General features: G+C 72.4%; 14 protein-coding genes. 10 read left to right on the top strand and 4 right to left on the bottom strand.

Annotation, left to right across the window (positions count from 1 at the left end; genetic code table 11):
- Window positions 1–39: 39 nt before the first annotated feature.
- Window positions 40–648, bottom strand: coding sequence for a GPP34 family phosphoprotein (locus tag ACFWM7_RS05055; RefSeq protein WP_383255228.1), 609 nt, complete (start codon window positions 646–648; stop codon window positions 40–42).
- A 783-nt stretch (window positions 649–1431) separates the two neighbouring features.
- On the opposite strand from ACFWM7_RS05055, the gene argC reads away from it, so the two are divergent.
- The 5 genes from argC to ACFWM7_RS05030 are packed head-to-tail and all read left to right on the top strand — an operon-like array spanning window position 1432 to window position 6310.
- The gene (gene argC / locus ACFWM7_RS05050; protein ID WP_383255226.1) at window positions 1432–2460 is read left to right on the top strand and encodes an N-acetyl-gamma-glutamyl-phosphate reductase; all 1029 of its coding nucleotides are present in this window, start codon (window positions 1432–1434) and stop codon (window positions 2458–2460) included.
- Window positions 2457–3611: a bifunctional glutamate N-acetyltransferase/amino-acid acetyltransferase ArgJ gene (gene argJ / locus ACFWM7_RS05045; protein ID WP_383255223.1), complete on the top strand. Its 1155-nt coding sequence runs from the start codon at window positions 2457–2459 to the stop codon at window positions 3609–3611. The genes argC and argJ overlap by 4 nt, the downstream gene beginning before the upstream one ends.
- Window positions 3608–4546, top strand: coding sequence for an acetylglutamate kinase (argB, locus tag ACFWM7_RS05040; RefSeq protein WP_383255222.1), 939 nt, complete (start codon window positions 3608–3610; stop codon window positions 4544–4546). The genes argJ and argB overlap by 4 nt, the downstream gene beginning before the upstream one ends.
- Entirely contained in the window at window positions 4543–5748 is a 1206-nt protein-coding gene (locus tag ACFWM7_RS05035) for an acetylornithine transaminase (protein ID WP_383255220.1), read from the top strand. Before argB ends, ACFWM7_RS05035 begins: the two co-directional genes overlap by 4 nt.
- Window positions 5749–5773: 25 nt before the next feature.
- Complete coding sequence (locus ACFWM7_RS05030; RefSeq protein WP_019764598.1) at window positions 5774–6310, top strand: arginine repressor; 537 nt, start codon at window positions 5774–5776, stop codon at window positions 6308–6310.
- A 9-nt stretch (window positions 6311–6319) separates the two neighbouring features.
- Here ACFWM7_RS05030 and ACFWM7_RS05025 read toward each other — a convergent pair whose 3' ends face one another.
- Together ACFWM7_RS05025 and ACFWM7_RS05020 are read right to left on the bottom strand one after the other, a co-directional pair.
- Window positions 6320–7024 carry a L,D-transpeptidase gene (locus tag ACFWM7_RS05025; RefSeq protein ID WP_383255216.1) on the bottom strand — a complete coding sequence of 235 codons (705 nt, stop codon included), beginning with the start codon at window positions 7022–7024 and terminating at the stop codon, window positions 6320–6322.
- A gap of 102 nt (window positions 7025–7126) precedes the next feature.
- Window positions 7127–8428: a hypothetical protein gene (locus ACFWM7_RS05020; RefSeq protein ID WP_383255214.1), complete on the bottom strand. Its 1302-nt coding sequence runs from the start codon at window positions 8426–8428 to the stop codon at window positions 7127–7129.
- Between the two features lie 178 nt (window positions 8429–8606).
- Here ACFWM7_RS05020 and ACFWM7_RS05015 point away from each other — a divergent pair, with 178 nt between their 5' ends.
- The 3 genes from ACFWM7_RS05015 (at window position 8607) to ACFWM7_RS05005 (ending at window position 12394) form a co-directional block, all read left to right on the top strand.
- Window positions 8607–9800, top strand: a complete 1194-nt coding sequence (locus ACFWM7_RS05015; RefSeq protein ID WP_383255212.1) for an argininosuccinate synthase — start codon at window positions 8607–8609, stop codon at window positions 9798–9800.
- A gap of 92 nt (window positions 9801–9892) precedes the next feature.
- Window positions 9893–11320 (top strand): argininosuccinate lyase, encoded by a 1428-nt coding sequence (gene argH, locus ACFWM7_RS05010; protein WP_383255209.1) that lies wholly within the window; start codon window positions 9893–9895, stop codon window positions 11318–11320.
- 102 nt (window positions 11321–11422) lie between these two features.
- Window positions 11423–12394, top strand: a complete 972-nt coding sequence (locus ACFWM7_RS05005; RefSeq protein ID WP_383255207.1) for an aldo/keto reductase — start codon at window positions 11423–11425, stop codon at window positions 12392–12394.
- 51 nt (window positions 12395–12445) lie between these two features.
- On the opposite strand, the gene helR is transcribed toward ACFWM7_RS05005, so the two are convergent.
- Window positions 12446–14611, bottom strand: coding sequence for an RNA polymerase recycling motor ATPase HelR (gene helR, locus ACFWM7_RS05000; RefSeq protein ID WP_383255205.1), 2166 nt, complete (start codon window positions 14609–14611; stop codon window positions 12446–12448).
- A gap of 266 nt (window positions 14612–14877) precedes the next feature.
- On the opposite strand from helR, the gene ACFWM7_RS04995 reads away from it, so the two are divergent.
- Window positions 14878–15429 carry a TetR/AcrR family transcriptional regulator gene (locus ACFWM7_RS04995; protein ID WP_030799971.1) on the top strand — a complete coding sequence of 184 codons (552 nt, stop codon included), beginning with the start codon at window positions 14878–14880 and terminating at the stop codon, window positions 15427–15429.
- On the top strand, window positions 15426–16970 hold the full coding sequence (locus tag ACFWM7_RS04990; RefSeq protein ID WP_383255203.1) for an MFS transporter: 1545 nt from the start codon (window positions 15426–15428) through the stop codon (window positions 16968–16970). Before ACFWM7_RS04995 ends, ACFWM7_RS04990 begins: the two co-directional genes overlap by 4 nt.
- The last annotated feature ends 35 nt before the right edge of the window (window positions 16971–17005 follow it).

The raw sequence follows: 17005 nt of genomic DNA, 5'->3' as shown, positions 1-17005 counted from the left end.
TCACCGTGTCAAGGTCAAACCGGGCGGCCGTGGACCGGCTCAGGGGCCGCGCCAGACGTTGGCGAAGGCGGTGTTCTCGATGGTCCGCCTCTGCCGTACGGCTTCCAGCTCCATCACCGCTTCGTGGACGGTGGCGACCACCGTGGTCACCGTCTCGTCGTCGAGGCGGGGTTCGTCGCCTTCGGGCCGTCCGCCGTCGAGGCCCACGGCCGATGCGAGGGAGGCCAGGACGGGGTCGCCCTCCTCCCGGCGGGCGACGGCGCGGCGGCGGCCGGGCGTGTCCACCAGCTCCACCTGCTTCGGGCCGAAGGGCAGCAGGCCGCTGCGTTTCTGCGTGAGCTCGCCGTCCCGCTCCAGCGCGTCCTGGTAGGTGGCCGAGAGGTCGCGGCCCCGGCGCCACAGCCAGTCCTCGACCCGCTCGTAGGGCGGTTGCCGGGTGAGCCCCGCCGCGGCCTCGCCGAGCAGCCGGTCGTCCGGTACCGAGGATCCGCCCGGCACGATGAGGTCGCCGTCCACGGTGATGGTCCCCGCGCCGAGGAGATCGAGCAGTTCGGCTCCCGCGAGGGCGAGCGACAGGTCGCCCTGTCCCACGGTGTGTTCCGGCGCCGGGTCCATCGCGATGACGAACAGGTCTTTCGCCGTGGTCATGAACGGCTCCCCTCGAAGGCGGTCGACTCAGGCGTCGACCAAGGATGGGACCTCACCGCCCGAGCTCGCCCGAGTCCGCCCGGCGAGGCGACTGCCACGACCAGTATCGCCTCCACCCGGCGGACGAGGTCCGCCCCCGCCGACCGCAGGCGGATTACCCTCGCCTCCGGGGGCGAGGTTCTGACGTTCGGACCTGAGGCCACCACGGGACGGGGGCAACGAAGCATGGGCGCGGGAGAGCTGGCGGCAGCGGTCCGGAGGACCGGAGGGCGTACCTCCTCGCCCTGGCCCGGGACCGAGGACGAGCAGCGGCAGCGTGGGGTGGAAGGCCGCGGCACGCAGTCGCCGACCGGTCCTGAGCCACTGCAGGGCCGGGGGGTGTGCCTGGGGGGCCGAGGCGTCGGCTCCCGGTGGCGGAGCGGCGTAGACGCCGATCGGGTAGCCGTCCGCCGAACCCTGCGGATCGTGGCCGCCGAGGACGACATGCGTACCGCTGGGTGCCGCGACGGTGAGGACGGAGCGGCCGAACTCGGCGCGGGACCGGTCGGCGAGAATCCGGTCGACGGTGAGGGGGAAGATCACCGGCCTCAGCCTCGCCGGTCCGGGCCGCGTGAGCAAGGGCTCAGTCGCCGGCCGTACCCTCCCCGACCAGCGAGGTCACCCCAAGGCCACCCCAAAGCCGTCCGTGACCCCCGTGAGGATCTGCGCAGTCCGGCCCCGGAGACTCTTTGCATAAAACTGCGTCGATGCGTATAGTCATGCCATCGATCAGGAGGGTTACCGATGGTGGTACGAGCAGCAGTGGCAGGGGCGAGCGGATACGCCGGCGGGGAGCTGCTCCGCCTCCTGCTCGCGCACCCGGAGGTCGAGATCGGCGCTCTGACCGGGCACTCCAACGCCGGGCAGGCGCTCGGATCGCTCCAGCCGCACCTGCGGCCCCTGGCCGACCGGGTGCTGGAGCCCACCACCGCCGAGGTCCTCGCCGGGCACGACGTCGTCTTCCTGGCGCTGCCGCACGGGCAGTCCGCCGCCGTCGCCGAGCAGCTCGGGGACGAGGTTCTCGTCGTCGACATGGGGGCCGACTTCCGGCTGAAGGACGCGGGGGACTGGGAGACGTTCTACGGCTCCCCGCACGCCGGGACCTGGCCCTACGGGCTGCCCGAGCTGCCGGGCGGGCGGGCCGGGCTCGCCGGGGCGAAGCGGATCGCCGTGCCGGGGTGCTACCCGACCGCCGTCTCGCTCGCGCTCTTCCCCGCGTACGAAGCCGGCATCGCCGAGCCGGAGGCCGTCGTCGTCGCCGCGTCGGGCACCTCGGGCGCGGGCAAGGCGGTCAAGCCGCACCTGCTCGGCTCCGAGGTCATGGGCAACATGACCCCGTACGGCGTCGGCGGCGGGCACCGCCACACGCCCGAGATGATCCAGAACCTCAGCGCCGCCGCCGGGCACCCGGTCACCGTCTCCTTCACGCCCACCCTCGCCCCCATGCCCCGCGGCATCCTCGCCACGTGCAGCGCGAAGGCGAAGCCCGGCGTGAGCGCGGAGAGCCTGCGCGCCGTGTACGGGAAGGCGTTCGCGGGCGAGCCGTTCGTCGATCTCCTGCCCGAGGGGCAGTGGCCCGCCACCGCAGCGGTGTACGGCTCCAACGCCGTACAGGTCCAGGTCGCCCACGATCCGGCCGCCGGACGGATCGTGGTCGTCTGCGCCATCGACAATCTCGCCAAGGGCACCGCGGGCGGCGCCCTCCAGAGCATGAACATCGCCCTCGGACTCCCCGAGGACACCGGACTTTCGACGATCGGAGTCGCACCGTGAGCGTCACGGCAGCACAGGGATTCTCGGCGGCGGGCATCGCCGCCGGAATCAAGGAGAGCGGGAACCCGGACCTGGCCCTCGTGGTCAACAACGGCCCCCGCCGCGCCGCCGCGGGCGTCTTCACCTCCAACCGCGTCAAGGCCGCCCCCGTCCTCTGGTCGGAGCAGGTCCTCAAGGGCGGCGAGGTCACCGCCGTCGTCCTCAACTCCGGTGGCGCCAACGCCTGTACGGGCCCCCAGGGCTTCCAGGACACCCACGCCACCGCCGAGAAGGTGGCCGAGGTCCTGGAGGGCCACAGCGCGGGCGAGGTCGCCGTCGCCTCCACCGGCCTCATCGGGCTTCTGCTCCCCATGGACAAGCTGCTCCCCGGCATCGAGCAGGCCGCGGCCGCGCTCAGCGAGCACGGCGGTGAGAAGGCCGCCATCGCCATCAAGACCACCGACACCGTCCACAAGACGGCCGTCGCGGGCGGCGAGGGCTGGACCGTCGGCGGCATGGCCAAGGGCGCGGGCATGCTCGCCCCGGGCCTGGCCACCATGCTCGTCGTCCTCACTACCGACGCCGACGTGGAAGCCCCGGCACTGGACGCCGCCCTGCGCGCCGCCACCCGGACCACCTTCGACCGGGTCGACTCCGACGGCTGCATGTCCACCAACGACACCGTGCTGCTCCTCGCTTCCGGTGCCAGCGGCATCACTCCGGAGCAGAGTGCGTTCGCCGAAGCCGTACGGGCCGTCTGCGACGACCTCGCCCGGCAGCTCATCGGCGACGCCGAGGGCGCGTCCAAGGACATCCGGATCGAGGTGATCAACGCGGCAACCGAGGACGACGCCGTCGAGGTCGGCCGGTCCATCGCCCGCAACAACCTCCTCAAGTGCGCCATCCACGGCGAGGACCCCAACTGGGGCCGGGTCCTCTCCGCCATCGGCACGACGAAGGCCGCCTTCGAGCCGGACCAGCTCAACGTCGCCATCAACGACGTCTGGGTCTGCAAGAACGGCGGTGTGGGCGAGGACCGCGACCTGGTCGACATGCGCTACCGGGAGGTCAAGATCACCGCCGACCTCGCCGCGGGCACCGAGTCCGCCGTCATCTGGGCCAACGACCTCACCGCGGACTACGTCCACGAGAACAGCGCGTACAGCTCATGAGCGCCGCGCGGAAGCACACCGCACTCCCGAAGGCGCAGATCCTCATCGAGGCGCTGCCCTGGCTGACCCGGCACAACGGCAAGACCGTCGTCATCAAGTTCGGCGGCAACGCCATGATCGACGAGGAGCTGAAGGCCGCCTTCGCCCAGGACGTCGTCTTCCTGCGCCACGCCGGGCTCAAGCCCGTCGTCGTGCACGGCGGAGGCCCCCAGATCAGCGCCCAGCTCGACAAGCAGGGCCTGGTCAGCGAGTTCAAGGCCGGGCTGCGCGTCACCACGCCCGAGGCGATGGACGTCGTACGGATGGTCCTCGCCGGCCAGGTCCAGCGCGAGCTCGTCGGCCTCCTCAACCAGCACGGCCCCCTCGCCGTCGGCATGACCGGCGAGGACGCCCACACCATCACCGCCACCCAGCACCGGCCCACCATCGACGGCGAGTCCGTCGACATCGGCCGGGTCGGCGAGATCACCGCCATCGACACCGGGGCCATCCAGGCGCTCCTGGACGACGGCCGCATCCCGGTCATCTCCTCCATCGCCCGCTCCGCCGACGACCACCACGTCTACAACGTCAACGCCGACACCGCGGCCGCCGCGCTCGCCGCCGCACTCAATGCCGAGACGCTGATGGTCCTCACCGATGTCGAGGGGCTGTACGAGGACTGGCCCAACAGCGACGACGTCATCAGCCGGCTCACCGCGAGCGAGCTGGAGAAGCTGCTGCCCGAGCTGTCCAGCGGCATGGTCCCCAAGATGCAGGGCTGTCTGCACGCCGTGCGCAACGGCGTCGAGACCGCCCGTGTCATCGACGGCCGGGTCCAGCACTCGATCCTGCTGGAGATCTTCACCGACGAGGGCATCGGCACCATGGTGGTGCCGGACGCCCCCATCGACGTACACGCAGCACAGACGGCACACGAACAAGGGGCGTCATGACCGGCACCGACAGCAGCGGACTCACCTCGCGCTGGCAGGGCGCGCTGATGGACAACTACGGCACGCCCAGCCTGCCGCTCGCCCGCGGCGAGGGCGCTCACGTCTGGGACGAGAACGGCACCCGCTACCTCGACTTCGTCGGCGGCATCGCGGTCAACGCCCTCGGCCACGCCCACCCCGCCGTCGTCGACGCCGTCTCCACCCAGATCGCCTCCCTCGGCCACGTATCGAACCTGTTCATCGCCGAGCCGCCGGTCGCGCTCGCCGAGCGGCTCCTCCAGCTGTTCGGCCGTCAGGGCCGGGTCTTCTTCGCCAACTCCGGCGCGGAGGCCAATGAGGCCGCCTTCAAGATCGGCCGCCTCACCGGGCGCACGCACATGGTCGCCACCGACGGCGGCTTCCACGGCCGGACGATGGGCGCGCTCGCGCTGACCGGCCAGCCGGGGAAGCAGGAGCCGTTCCGCCCGCTGCCCGGTGATGTCACGCATGTGCCGTACGGGGACGTGGACGCGCTGCGCGCGGCGGTGACCACGGAGACGGCTCTGGTCATCATCGAGCCGATCCAGGGCGAGAACGGCGTCGTCGTCCCGCCCAAGGGTTATCTGGAGGCGGCCCGGGAGATCACCCGGGCGACGGGGACGCTGCTCGTCCTCGACGAGGTGCAGACCGGGATCGGCCGCTGCGGCCAGTGGTTCGAGCACCAGGCCCACCAAGGCGTCGAGCCCGACCTCGTCACGCTCGCCAAGGGGCTCGGCGGCGGACTGCCGATCGGCGCGACCGTCGCCTTCGGCCCGGCCGCCGACCTGCTGAAGCCGGGTCACCACGGCACCACCTTCGGCGGCAACCCGGTCGCCTGCGCCGCCGGACTCGCCGTCCTGGACGCCCTCGCCGCCGACGGCGCGCTCGACGAGGTCAAGCGGCTCGGCGAGAAGATCCGCGACGGCGTGGAGGCGCTGGGGCATCCGCTGGTCTCCCATGTCCGCGGCAGCGGCCTGCTGCTGGGTATCGTGCTCACCGGACCCCTCGCACCGCAGGTGCAGCAGGCGGCCCAGGGAGCCGGCCTCCTGGTGAACGCGCCCGCCCCCGATGTCGTACGGCTCATGCCGCCGCTGATCATCGGTGACGCGGAGGTGGACGCGTTCCTGGAGATCCTGCCGGGCGCTCTCGACGCGGCACACGGGGACGGACGATCCGGAGCATGACCCTCCGGAGAATGAGGCGACGACGATGACCGAGGCGCAGGAAACCGAGCACGGCGGGCCGTCCGTGCCGCAGACCCGCACCGCCCGCCACCGCCGGATCGTGGACATCCTGAACCGGCAGCCGGTCCGCTCGCAGAGCCAGCTGGCCAAGCTCCTCGCCGACGACGGGCTGAGCGTCACGCAGGCGACGCTCTCCCGCGACCTCGACGAGCTGGGCGCGGTGAAGATCCGCAACACCGGCGGCGAGCTGATCTACGCGGTGCCCAGCGAGGGCGGATTCCGCACCCCGCAGGCGCCGCTGGGCGGTTCGGCCAAGGAGGAGCGGATGCGCAGGCTCTCGGCCGAACTGCTCATCTCGGCGGAGGCCTCGGCCAACCTCGTGGTGCTGCGTACCCCGCCGGGCGCGGCACAGTTCCTCGCCTCGGCCATCGACCAGGCCGAACTGCACGACATCCTCGGCACCATCGCGGGTGACGACACGCTGATGCTCATCAGCCGCGACCCGAACGGCGGTCAGGCGCTCGCCGACCACCTGCTGAGGCTCGCCCAGAACGACCGCTGACGCCGAGGACTAGTAGCGCGTGATCGCGGTCGGGCCCGAGGCGGTCCCGACCGCGATGTGCGGCTCGCGCTCCGGGTCCGCCCAGGCGAGGATCTCCGCCATGGCGTCGGCGGGTACGGACACACAACCCGCCGTCGCTCCGCGCCCGTTCACATGCAGGAAGATCCCCGCGCCTCGGTTGCGTACCGGCCGCTCGTAGTTGAAGCCGATCACCAGCGCCCGGGCGTACTGCGTCCCGTAGGACACCAGGTGCTCGGCCTCCGCCGCCCGGCAGTCGGCGGGACGCGGTTCCACCCAACGGTTGTACGCGTCCGAGTCGTTGTCCTGGCACCACCAGGAGTCCTCGCTCACCTTCCGGTACGGATACGTCGTGCCGGCCGGGGCCTCCTCGATGCCGAAGGCGTACGGCAGGTCGTACAGGCCGGTCGGCGTGGTGCTGGTGCCCTGTTCCCTGGTCGCCCCCTCGGCCAGGCCGTTCGCCCCGAACCGCGCCGGCGCGGACCCGGCCTCCGCCCACCGGCCCCCGCGCCGTTCCCACCAGGTCACCGTGCCGGTGGTCGAGCCGGTGTCGGGGGCCTCGGCGGTGATCAGCTGGGAACCGCCGCCCGTGTCCGCCAGCCGGTCCGGGAGGGGAGGGGCGTCGGAGGGGCCCGCCCCGAGGGAGCCGAGGGAGAGGGCGAGGAGTACGGCGGCGGTCACCAGTGGTCTGCGCATGCTCCGGACCGTACGGCGACCGGCCGATCCGCCCCACCGGACCTGCTCCGTACGGCCCAGCGGCGCACTCCGGGCGGGGCATCACCCGTACCGGGCGGGGCATCACCCGTACCCGGGGTCCGGACGCCGCTGACGCACCGCCGCCCGCAGCAGCCGGTCCGCCGCCACCCGCACCGCGCGCGGCCTCTCCGGCGCACTCCGCTCGCGCAGCAGGGGCTCCGGGATTTTGGCGGCGTCGGGCAGCAGGGCCCGGGTCGCCGCCCGCACCACGGCCGGGCTCGGGTCGTCCAGCAACGGCGTCAGCCGCTCCCGCTCCACCACGTCCAGCGCGCGCAGTCCGCTGATCGCGTGCACCCGCACCGAGGGCAGGGGGTGCCCGAGGAGGGCCCACAGTGCCTCCGCGTCCGTCCCGCGGTCGCCGCACTCGCCGAGTCCGGCGGCGGCGGCCGGGTGCGCGGCCGGTTCGGCACACAGGGCCCGGTAGACGGGGAGCGGGTCGACGCCGCCCTGCCGCAGCACATAGCGCGCGCAGGCCCGTACGACGCCCGAGCGGTCGACGAGGAACGGCTCCGCGGCCCCGTACCGTCCGGCCCGCCGCAGCGCGGTCACCCCGGCCGCGCGTACCCGGGGCGCGCGGGCCGTCAGCAGCCGGTCCAGCACGGCGGCCGCGTCCGGGCCCGGAGTCGCGCCCGGCTCCACGGCGGCCTCCGCGCAGAGGTCCTGGAGGGTGACGTCACCGCAGCTCGCCGCCGTGGCGGCCAGCTCCATCGGCGTCAGCAGACCGCGTTCCACCGCGATCCGGTACGCGAGTCGGTACGTCGCCCGGTCGGGGTGGGCCGTCAGCGCCAGCACCTCGGCCGCCGGGCCCTTGCGCAGCGCGTCCTCCAGCAGGGCCCGGGCGAAGTCGCCCCGCGCCCGCCGCGACAGCCGCAGGATCAGCTCGGCCAGCGAGAACAGGGCGTCGGCCGGCAGTTCGGCGAGCAGCGCCCGGGCTCGTTCGCGTACCGGAGACGCCCAGTCCGCGCACCGCACCACCAGAACCGGCCGCAGCTCGGGGGCGGTGCGGATCGTGTCCAGCGCCGCCTCCCGGACCCGTCCGTCCGGGTGGCACAGCGCGATGGCGGGAGGAGGTGGCGGCGGGGAGGCCGGGGGAGCGGCCCGGGAACCCGTACGTCCGCGCAACCGGTCCAGCAGCGTCCGGGCCGGCCGTCCGGACTTCCCGTCCGGCCGTCCCGGCTCCTCGGCCGGGCGGGACAGCAGCCACGGACGGTCGCCCAGACCCCGTACGTCCGCGTCGAACGCCAGCCACTCCTCCGCCGACGCGACATCGAACACCTCGGCCGGCGTGGCGCCGTCCCGCACCCGCACCACCGCCCTCGGGGTCTCCCCGTAACCGCCGTCCACCGTGGACCCTCCCCGATCTCCCGTGCCCGGCCGCCGATGCTAGAGGCATTCCGCACCGGAAGCGCCGGTATTTCTCCGCCAGACGGCCAACGCCCCCCCTCTGACCTCGCGCTTTGACAAACAATACGGAGGACTGCATAGTTATACCCATCAGTGATTGCACCGTAAGGAGAAACCCGTGACCGAGCGCGTCGTACTCGCCTACTCGGGCGGCCTGGACACCTCCGTCGCCATCGGCTGGATCGCCGAGGAGACGAACGCCGAGGTCATCGCCGTTGCCGTGGACGTCGGCCAGGGCGGCGAGGACCTGGACGTCATCCGCAAGCGCGCGCTCGCCTGCGGTGCCGTCGAAGCCGAGGTCGCGGACGCCAAGGACGAGTTCGCCGAGGAGTACTGCCTCCCGGCGATCAAGGCCAACGCCCTCTACATGGACCGCTATCCGCTGGTCTCGGCCCTCTCCCGGCCGACCATCGTCAAGCACCTCGTCGCCGCCGCCCACAAGCACAACGCCGGGATCGTCGCCCACGGCTGCACCGGCAAGGGCAACGACCAGGTCCGCTTCGAGGCCGGCATCTCCGCGCTCGGCCCCGACCTGAAGTGCATCGCCCCGGTCCGTGACTACGCGATGACCCGGGACAAGGCGATCGCCTTCTGCGAGGAGAAGAACCTCCCGATCGCGACCACCAAGAAGTCCCCGTACTCCATCGACCAGAACGTCTTCGGGCGCGCCGTCGAGACGGGCTTCCTGGAGGACATCTGGAACGGGCCGATCGAGGACATCTACGAGTACACCGAGAACCCCGCCGTCCAGCGCGAGGCCGACGAGGTCGTCATCTCCTTCAAGGAGGGCGTGCCGGTCGCCATCGACGGCCGTCCCGTCACCGTGCTCCAGGCGATCCAGCAGCTCAACGAGCGGGCCGGCGCGCAGGGCATCGGCCGGATCGACATGGTCGAGGACCGGCTCGTGGGCATCAAGTCCCGTGAGGTGTACGAGGCGCCCGGCGCGATCGCGCTGATCACCGCCCACCAGGAGCTGGAGAACGTCACCGTCGAGCGCGAGCTGGCCCGCTACAAGCGGCAGGTCGAGCAGCGCTGGGGCGAGATGGTCTACGACGGCCTGTGGTTCTCCCCGCTGAAGCGGGCGCTGGACGGCTTCATCAACGAGGCCAACCAGCACGTCACCGGCGACATCCGGATGACCCTGCACGGCGGCCGCGCCGTCGTCACCGGCCGGAAGTCCGAGGAGTCGCTGTACGACTTCAACCTCGCCACCTACGACTCGGGCGACACCTTCGACCAGTCCAAGGCGCAGGGCTTCATCGAGATTTTCGGCCTCTCCTCGAAGATCGCCGCCAAGCGCGACCTGGCCTGACCCCACTCGTTGTACAGCCGCCTCCCCGTCCGCACACGGCGGGGAGGCGGTCGCATACCCGCACCGTGTCTTTGCGTTTTGAGGAGCATGCAGTGAGCAGCAACAACGGTGACGTCCGGCTCTGGGGCGCGCGTTTCGCCGACAGCCCGGCCGAGGCGCTGGCCAAGCTGTCGGCCTCCGTCCACTTCGACTGGCGGCTTGCGCCGTACGACATCGCCGGCTCCCGCGCCCACGCCCGCGTCCTCAGCAAGGCGGGCCTGCTCACCGAGGACGAGCTGACCCGGATGCAGGAGGGCCTCGACCAGCTCGAAGCCGACGTGGCGGACGGCTCCTTCACCGGCACCATCGCGGACGAGGACGTCCACACCGCCCTGGAGCGCGGACTCCTGGAGCGCCTCGGCCCCGACCTCGGCGGCAAGCTGCGGGCCGGCCGGTCGCGGAACGACCAGATCGCCACGCTCTTCCGGATGTACCTGCGCGACCACGCCCGGATCATCGGTGGCCTGATCGCCGACCTCCAGGGCGCGCTGGTCGGTCTCGCAGAGGCCCACCCGGACGTGGCGATGCCCGGCCGCACCCACCTCCAGCACGCGCAGCCCGTCCTCTTCGCCCACCACGTGCTCGCCCACGTGCAGTCCCTGTCCCGGGACGCCGAGCGGCTGCGCCAGTGGGACGAGCGCACGGCCGTCTCCCCGTACGGCTCCGGGGCGCTCGCCGGATCCTCGCTCGGGCTCGACCCGGAGGCGGTCGCCGCCGACCTCGGCTTCGAGCACGGTTCGGTCGCCAACTCCATCGACGGCACCGCCTCGCGGGACTTCGTCGCCGAGTTCGCCTTCATCACCGCGATGATCGGCGTCAACCTCTCGCGGATCGCGGAGGAGGTCATCATCTGGAACACGAAGGAGTTCTCCTTCGTCACCCTCCACGACGCCTTCTCCACCGGCTCGTCGATCATGCCGCAGAAGAAGAACCCCGACATCGCGGAGCTGGCCCGAGGCAAGTCCGGCCGCCTCATCGGCAATCTGACCGGTCTGCTCGCCACGCTCAAGGCGCTCCCGCTGGCGTACAACCGGGACCTCCAGGAGGACAAGGAGCCCGTCTTCGACTCCTGCGACCAGCTGGAGGTCCTGCTGCCCGCCTTCACCGGCATGATGGCCACCCTCACCGTCAACCGCGAGCGCATGGAGGAGCTGGCCCCGGCCGGCTTCTCGCTCGCCACCGACATCGCGGAGTGGCTGGTCAAGCAGGGCGTCCCCTTCCGGGTGGCGCACGAGGTGGCCGGCGCCTGCGTCAAGGAGTGCGAGCAGCACGGCATCGAGCTGGACCAGCTCAGCGACGAGCAGTTCGCGAAGATCTCCGAGCACCTCACCCCCGAGGTCCGCACGGTCCTCAACGTGCCCGGCGCCCTCGCCTCCCGCGACGGCCGGGGCGGGACCGCACCCTCCGCCGTCGCCGTACAGCTCGCCGAGGTCAAGGAGGACCTGGCCGTCCAGCACGCCTGGGCGACCGCCCGCCGGTAGGAGGCGCAGCTGGTGGCGGTGTCGTAAGAGGTCCAAGAAGGGTGTCGCGGGCTACGTTCACCGGGGTAGGAGTAACCGAAACCCGACCTCGAGGAGCCCGCGATGCCCTTCGCCGCCCTGGCCGCCGCGACGACCCCGACCGCCCACATCGGACTCGGCCTGGCCGCCGTAGGGAGGCCCGGCTACATCAATCTCCACCGGGACCGCGATCTGCCCGCCGACCGCGATCCCGAGGCTCTGCGGGCCCGCACCCATGAACTCCTGGACGCCGCCTACGCGCAGGGCGTCCGGTACGTCGACACCGCCCGCTCCTACGGCCGCGCCGAGGAGTTCCTCGCCGAGTGGCTGAACGCCCGGCCCTCGTTCACCGACCTCGTCGTCGGCAGCAAATGGGGTTACACCTACACCGCCGACTGGAGCGTCGAGGCCGAGCACCACGAGGTCAAGGACCACGGCCTCGCCACCTTCGAGCGCCAGTACGCCGAGAGCCGGGACCTCCTCGGCGACCGGCTCAGCCTCTACCAGGTCCACTCCGTCACCCCGGACAGCCCGGCGCTCACCGACAAGGAACTGCTCGACCGCCTCGCCGCCCTGGCCGCCGACGGCGTCACCGTCGGCCTCTCCACCAGCGGGCCCGGCCAGGCCGACGCGATCCGCGCCGCCCTCGCCGTCACGGTCGACGGCGAACCCCTCTTCCGTACGGTCCAGGCCACCTACAACGCCCTGGAGACCTCGGCCGCGCCCGCCCTCGCCGAGGCCCACGACGCCGGGCTCACCGTGATCGTCAAGGAGGGCATGGCCAACGGGCGCCTCGCCGGGGACGAGGCCCCCGCCATGTTCCAGGAGATCGCCGCCGAGGCGGGCGTGGGCGGCGACGCGGTCGCCCTCGCGCTGGTCCTGCACCAGCCCTGGGCGGGCGTCGTGCTCTCCGGCGCCGCCACGGCTGCCCAGCTCTCCGGCAATCTGCACGCCGCCGTCGTCGACCTGGACGACGAGCAGCGGGCGAGCCTCGACGCGCTGGTCGAGGAGCCGGAGGCGTACTGGCGGCACCGCGCCGGGCTGCCCTGGCACTGACCCCGGACCGGGCGGCCTGCCGTGCCGCCCCGGCGACCCGGCCGGGCGGCCTCAGGAACTCCGGAGGATCACCAGCTCCCGGGTCGCCCGGGTCATCGCCACATACCGGTCCACCGCCCCCGCCACCCCCTCGCCGAACTTCTCCGGGTCGACGAGGACGACCAGGTCGAACTCCAGGCCCTTCGACAGCTCCGGGGTCAACGACCGCACCCGTGCCGTCGCCCGGAACGTGGGGTCGCCGATGACGCAGGCGATCCCGTCGTCGTGCGCGGCGAGCCAGTCGGCGAGAACGGTGTCCAGGTCCTCGGCCGGGCGGCGGGTGACGGGGATGCCGCTGCTGCGGACGGAGGTCGGCACATTGGCGTCGGGGAGCACGGCCCGGACGACCGGGGCCGCCTCCGCCATGATCTCCTCCGGCGTCCGGTAGTTGATGGTCAGGGAGGCCAGGGTGATCCGGTCGAGCCCGACCCGCTCCAGCCGCTCCTGCCACGTCTCGGGGAACCCGTGCCGGGCCTGCGCCCGGTCCCCGACGACGGTGAAGCTCCGGGACGGGCACCGCTGGATCAGCATCTGCCACTGGGCGTCTGTCAGTTCCTGGGCCTCGTCCACGACGATGTGCGCGAACGGCCCCGCCAGCAGATCCGGCTCCACCCCGCTCGGCCGGTCGGCGGTGGCCAGAGACTCCCGCAGATCCGCCCCGCGCAGCATCACCAACGCGCCCTCGCCGTCCGCGTCCGCGTCGACCAGCGTCTCGTCGGCGAGCAGGCTGTCGACGACCCGGTCCATCTGCTCCCGCTCGGCGGCGGCCGCCGCCTCGTGGCGTCGCCGGCGCCGGGACGCCTCCGGGTCGCCGAGCCGCTGCCGGGCCGCGTCCAGGATCGGCAGGTCGGACTCCGTCCAGGCCTGCGCGTCCGCCCGCCGCAACCGCCGGACCTCGTCGGCGGTCAGCCAGGGGGCGCACTTACGCAGATAGGCGGGTACGGACCAGAGGTCGCCGACCAGGTCGGCCGCCTCGACCAGCGGCCAGGCGCGGTCGAAGAGGGCGAACAGCTCCCGGTTGCGCCGCAGCGAGGCCCGCAGCTGCTCCTCCGGGGCGTCGCCGTCGTGCTTGTCCACGAGGATCGTGAGCAGCTCCTCCCAGACCTGGTCGCGCGCCTCGTTGTGCGGGGTGCCCGGATCCGCCGACCCGAACGCGGCGGCCCAGTCGGCGGCGCTCAGCCAGATGTCCGACCAGTGCGTCTCCACCCGTACGCCCTCGGCGGGCGGCTCCTCGTAGAACCGGACAGCCGGCTCGACCGCCTTCACCAGGTCCGTCGACGCCTTCAGCCGCGCCACCTCCGGATCGGTCTCGGGCCGCGCCGCCGTACCCTCGGCGACCAGGTCCCGCAGGGTGCACGTCTGCACACCCTCCTCCCCGAGGCTCGGCAGGACATCGGCGACGTACCCGAGATACGGCTCGTGCGGCCCGACGAACAGCACGCCACCGCGCCGGTGGGCGAGGCGCGGGTCGGAGTACAGCAGATAGGCGGAGCGGTGCAGCGCGACGACGGTCTTCCCGGTGCCGGGCCCGCCGTCGACGACGAGCGTGCCCCGGGAGCCCGCCCGGATGACGGCGTCCTGGTCGGCCTGGATGGTGCCCAGCACATCGCGCATCCGGGCCGACCGGTTGGAGCCGAGACTGGCGATGAACGCGGACTGGTCGTCCAGCGCCGCGTGCCCGGCGAACCCCTCCGGGGCGAACACCTCGTCCCAGTAGTCGCTGATCCGGCCGCCGGTCCAGCGGTAGCGGCGGCGGCTCGCCAGGCCCATCGGGTCGGCGTGCGTGGCCCCGAAGAACGGCTCGGCGGCGGGGGAGCGCCAGTCGACCAGCAGCCGGCGGCCCGTGCTGTCGGTCAGGCCGAGCCGTCCCACGTACAGCGGCCCGGAGCCGTCCGCGGGGACCATGTGCCCGAGGCACAGGTCGAGGCCGAACCGGCGCAGGGCGCGCAGCCGGGCGGTCAGCCGGTGGATCTCCACGTCCCGGTCCATCGCCTGCCGGTTCGCCCCGCCGGGCGCCCGGCGCTCGGCCGCGAGCCGGTCGGCCAGCTCGGCGATCGACTGCTCCAGGCAGCGCGCGATGGCCGCGAAATGCTGCTCGTCATCGGCGATCAACGCCGGGTCGGCCTTGGGGGAGAGTCGGTCGGGGAGGTCGAAAGCGCTGGTGGTCAGGGGTGTCACGGCGTCAGTTCCGATCTGCGGTACGTACGGGGGCGGCGTCCCGTCCCGGCTTCGGCGGACGATTCTGCGGCATATGGGGGGTCTTGCCGCAAGGCCCCCCATGCGCTATAAGTTGAGAGTGGCCAGGAGAGGTTCTTCCTCCGGCCACTTTTTTGTTTCCCGCCCCGCCCCGCCCGGCCTGTCCCGCTGTGAGCCCGCACACTCTTCGATGAGCCCGCATGATCTGCGATGAGACGAAGGTGTCTCACGTGGGTTATGGTTGTCTCATGACACTCGACCGAGAGCAGGTGCTGCGCAGCGCCGCCGCTCTGCTGACCCGCAAATCGACCGCCACCATGGACGAGGTCGCCAAGGCAGCGGGCATCGGCCGGGCCACCCTCCACCGCCACTTCGCCGGGCGCGACGCCCTGGTGAAGGCGCTGGAGAACCTCGGCCTCCAGGAGTTCGAAGCGGCCCTGGACGCCGCCCGGCTCGACGAGGACACCTCCGAGGAGGGGCTGCGCCGCCTCATCGCGGCCGTCGAGCCCAGCGCCGGGCTGATGTCCTTCCTCGTCAACGAGAACCAGCTCTTCGAGGGCGACGAGGTCAACGAGGGCTGGAACCGGGCCGACGCCCGTGTCTCCGCCTTCTTCCGCCGCGGCCAGGAACGCGGTGAGTTCCGCATCGACCTCACCCCCGCCTGGCTGACCGAGGCCCTCTACGGGCTCGTCGGCACCGGAGCCTGGTCCATCCAGACGGGCCGGGTCGCCGCACAGGATTTCCAGTACATGATCGTCGAGCTGCTGCTCGGCGGAGCACGCCGGAGCGTTGAGCAATGATCAGCACCGAGAAGAACCCGGACACCACGGACGCGGTACGCCGCCCGGGGCGGTGGATCGCGCTCGCCGTCCTCGTCCTCGCCGTGCTGCTGGTGGCGGTGGACGCGACCGTCCTCGGCCTCGCCACCCCGTTCCTCAGCGAGGACCTCGAACCGACCGGCACCCAGCTGCTCTGGATCGGTGACGTCTACTCCTTCGTCATCGCCGGCCTGCTCGTCTCGATGGGCAGCCTCGGCGACCGCATCGGCCGTAAGAAGCTGCTGCTGGTCGGCGCCGTCGCGTTCGGCGCGGTCTCCGTGCTCAACGCGTACGCGACCACGCCCGAGATGATGATCGTGGCCCGGGCGCTGCTCGGTGTCGCGGGCGCCACTCTGATGCCGTCCACGCTCGCCCTGATCCGCAACCTCTTCCACGACCCGCGCGAGCGCAGCCTCGCCATCGGGATCTGGGGCGCGATGGCCTCGGCGGGCGCGGCCGTCGGCCCGGTGGTCGGCGGATTCCTGCTCGAACACTTCTGGTGGGGCTCGGTCTTCCTGATCAACCTGCCCGTCATGGCCGTCCTCGTGGTCGTCGGCGTCAAGCTGATCCCCGAGTCCAAGAACCCGGCCCCCGGCCCGTGGGACATGCTCAGCGTCGGGCTCTCCCTGGTCGGCATGATCGGTGTCGTGTACGCCATCAAGGAGACGGCCTCGCACGGCCTGGGCTGGGACTCGGCGGTGGCCGCCGTCCTCGGCCTCGGAGCCCTGACCTGGTTCGTCCGCAGGCAACTGCGGCTGCCCGCACCTCTGCTGGACATGCGGCTCTTCCACCACCGGGGCTTCTCCGGCGCGGTCCTCGCCGACCTCCTGACCATCCTCGGCCTGTCGGGTCTGGTCTTCTTCCTCTCCCAGTTCCTGCAACTGGTGCAGGGCCGCGGGCCGCTGGAGGCCGGGCTCGCCGAACTGCCCGCGGCGATCGGCGCGGTGACCGCCGGTCTGCTGGCCGGATTCACCGCCCGCCGCTTCTCGGTCCGCTCCGTCGTCTCGGGCGGCCTGGCCGCGGTCGGTCTGGCCCTGGGCAGTGTGACCCTGCTCGACCAGCACACCGGCTATCCGCTGCTCGGCTCCATGCTGCTGGTCGTCGGCGTCGGCGCGGGCTTCGCCTTCACCGTCACCGCCGACGTGATCCTTTCCAGCGTCCCGAAGGAGCAGGCGGGCTCCGCGTCCGCCGTCTCCGAGACCGCGTACGAACTGGGCGCGGCCCTCGGCATCGCCCTCCTCGGCTCCATCGTCACCGGCGTCTACCGGGGCTTCCCGACCCCGTCCGGCATCCCCGCCGACGTCGAGTCGGCCGCCCACGAGTCCTTGGGCGGGGCGGTCGAATCCGCCGCCGCGCTGCCCGCCGCCCAGGCGGGGCCGCTGGTCTCGGCGGCCCAGGAGGCGTTCGTCGACGGGCTGCGGTCGGCCGCGGGCGTCGGCGCGGCGGTGCTGCTGGCCGCGGCCGTCGCCGCCTGGTTCCTGCTGCGGGGCCAGAAGCTGGAGGACGGCGTCGAGCACCCGTAGGCCGTACGCGTAGGCCGGCGGAGTTCCCGTAGGCC

The sequence above is a fragment of the Streptomyces sp. NPDC058375 genome (assembly GCF_042723425.1).
Taxonomy (GTDB): Bacteria; Actinomycetota; Actinomycetes; order Streptomycetales; family Streptomycetaceae; genus Streptomyces; species Streptomyces durocortorensis.
This window is presented reverse-complemented; position numbering and strand designations above follow the sequence as displayed.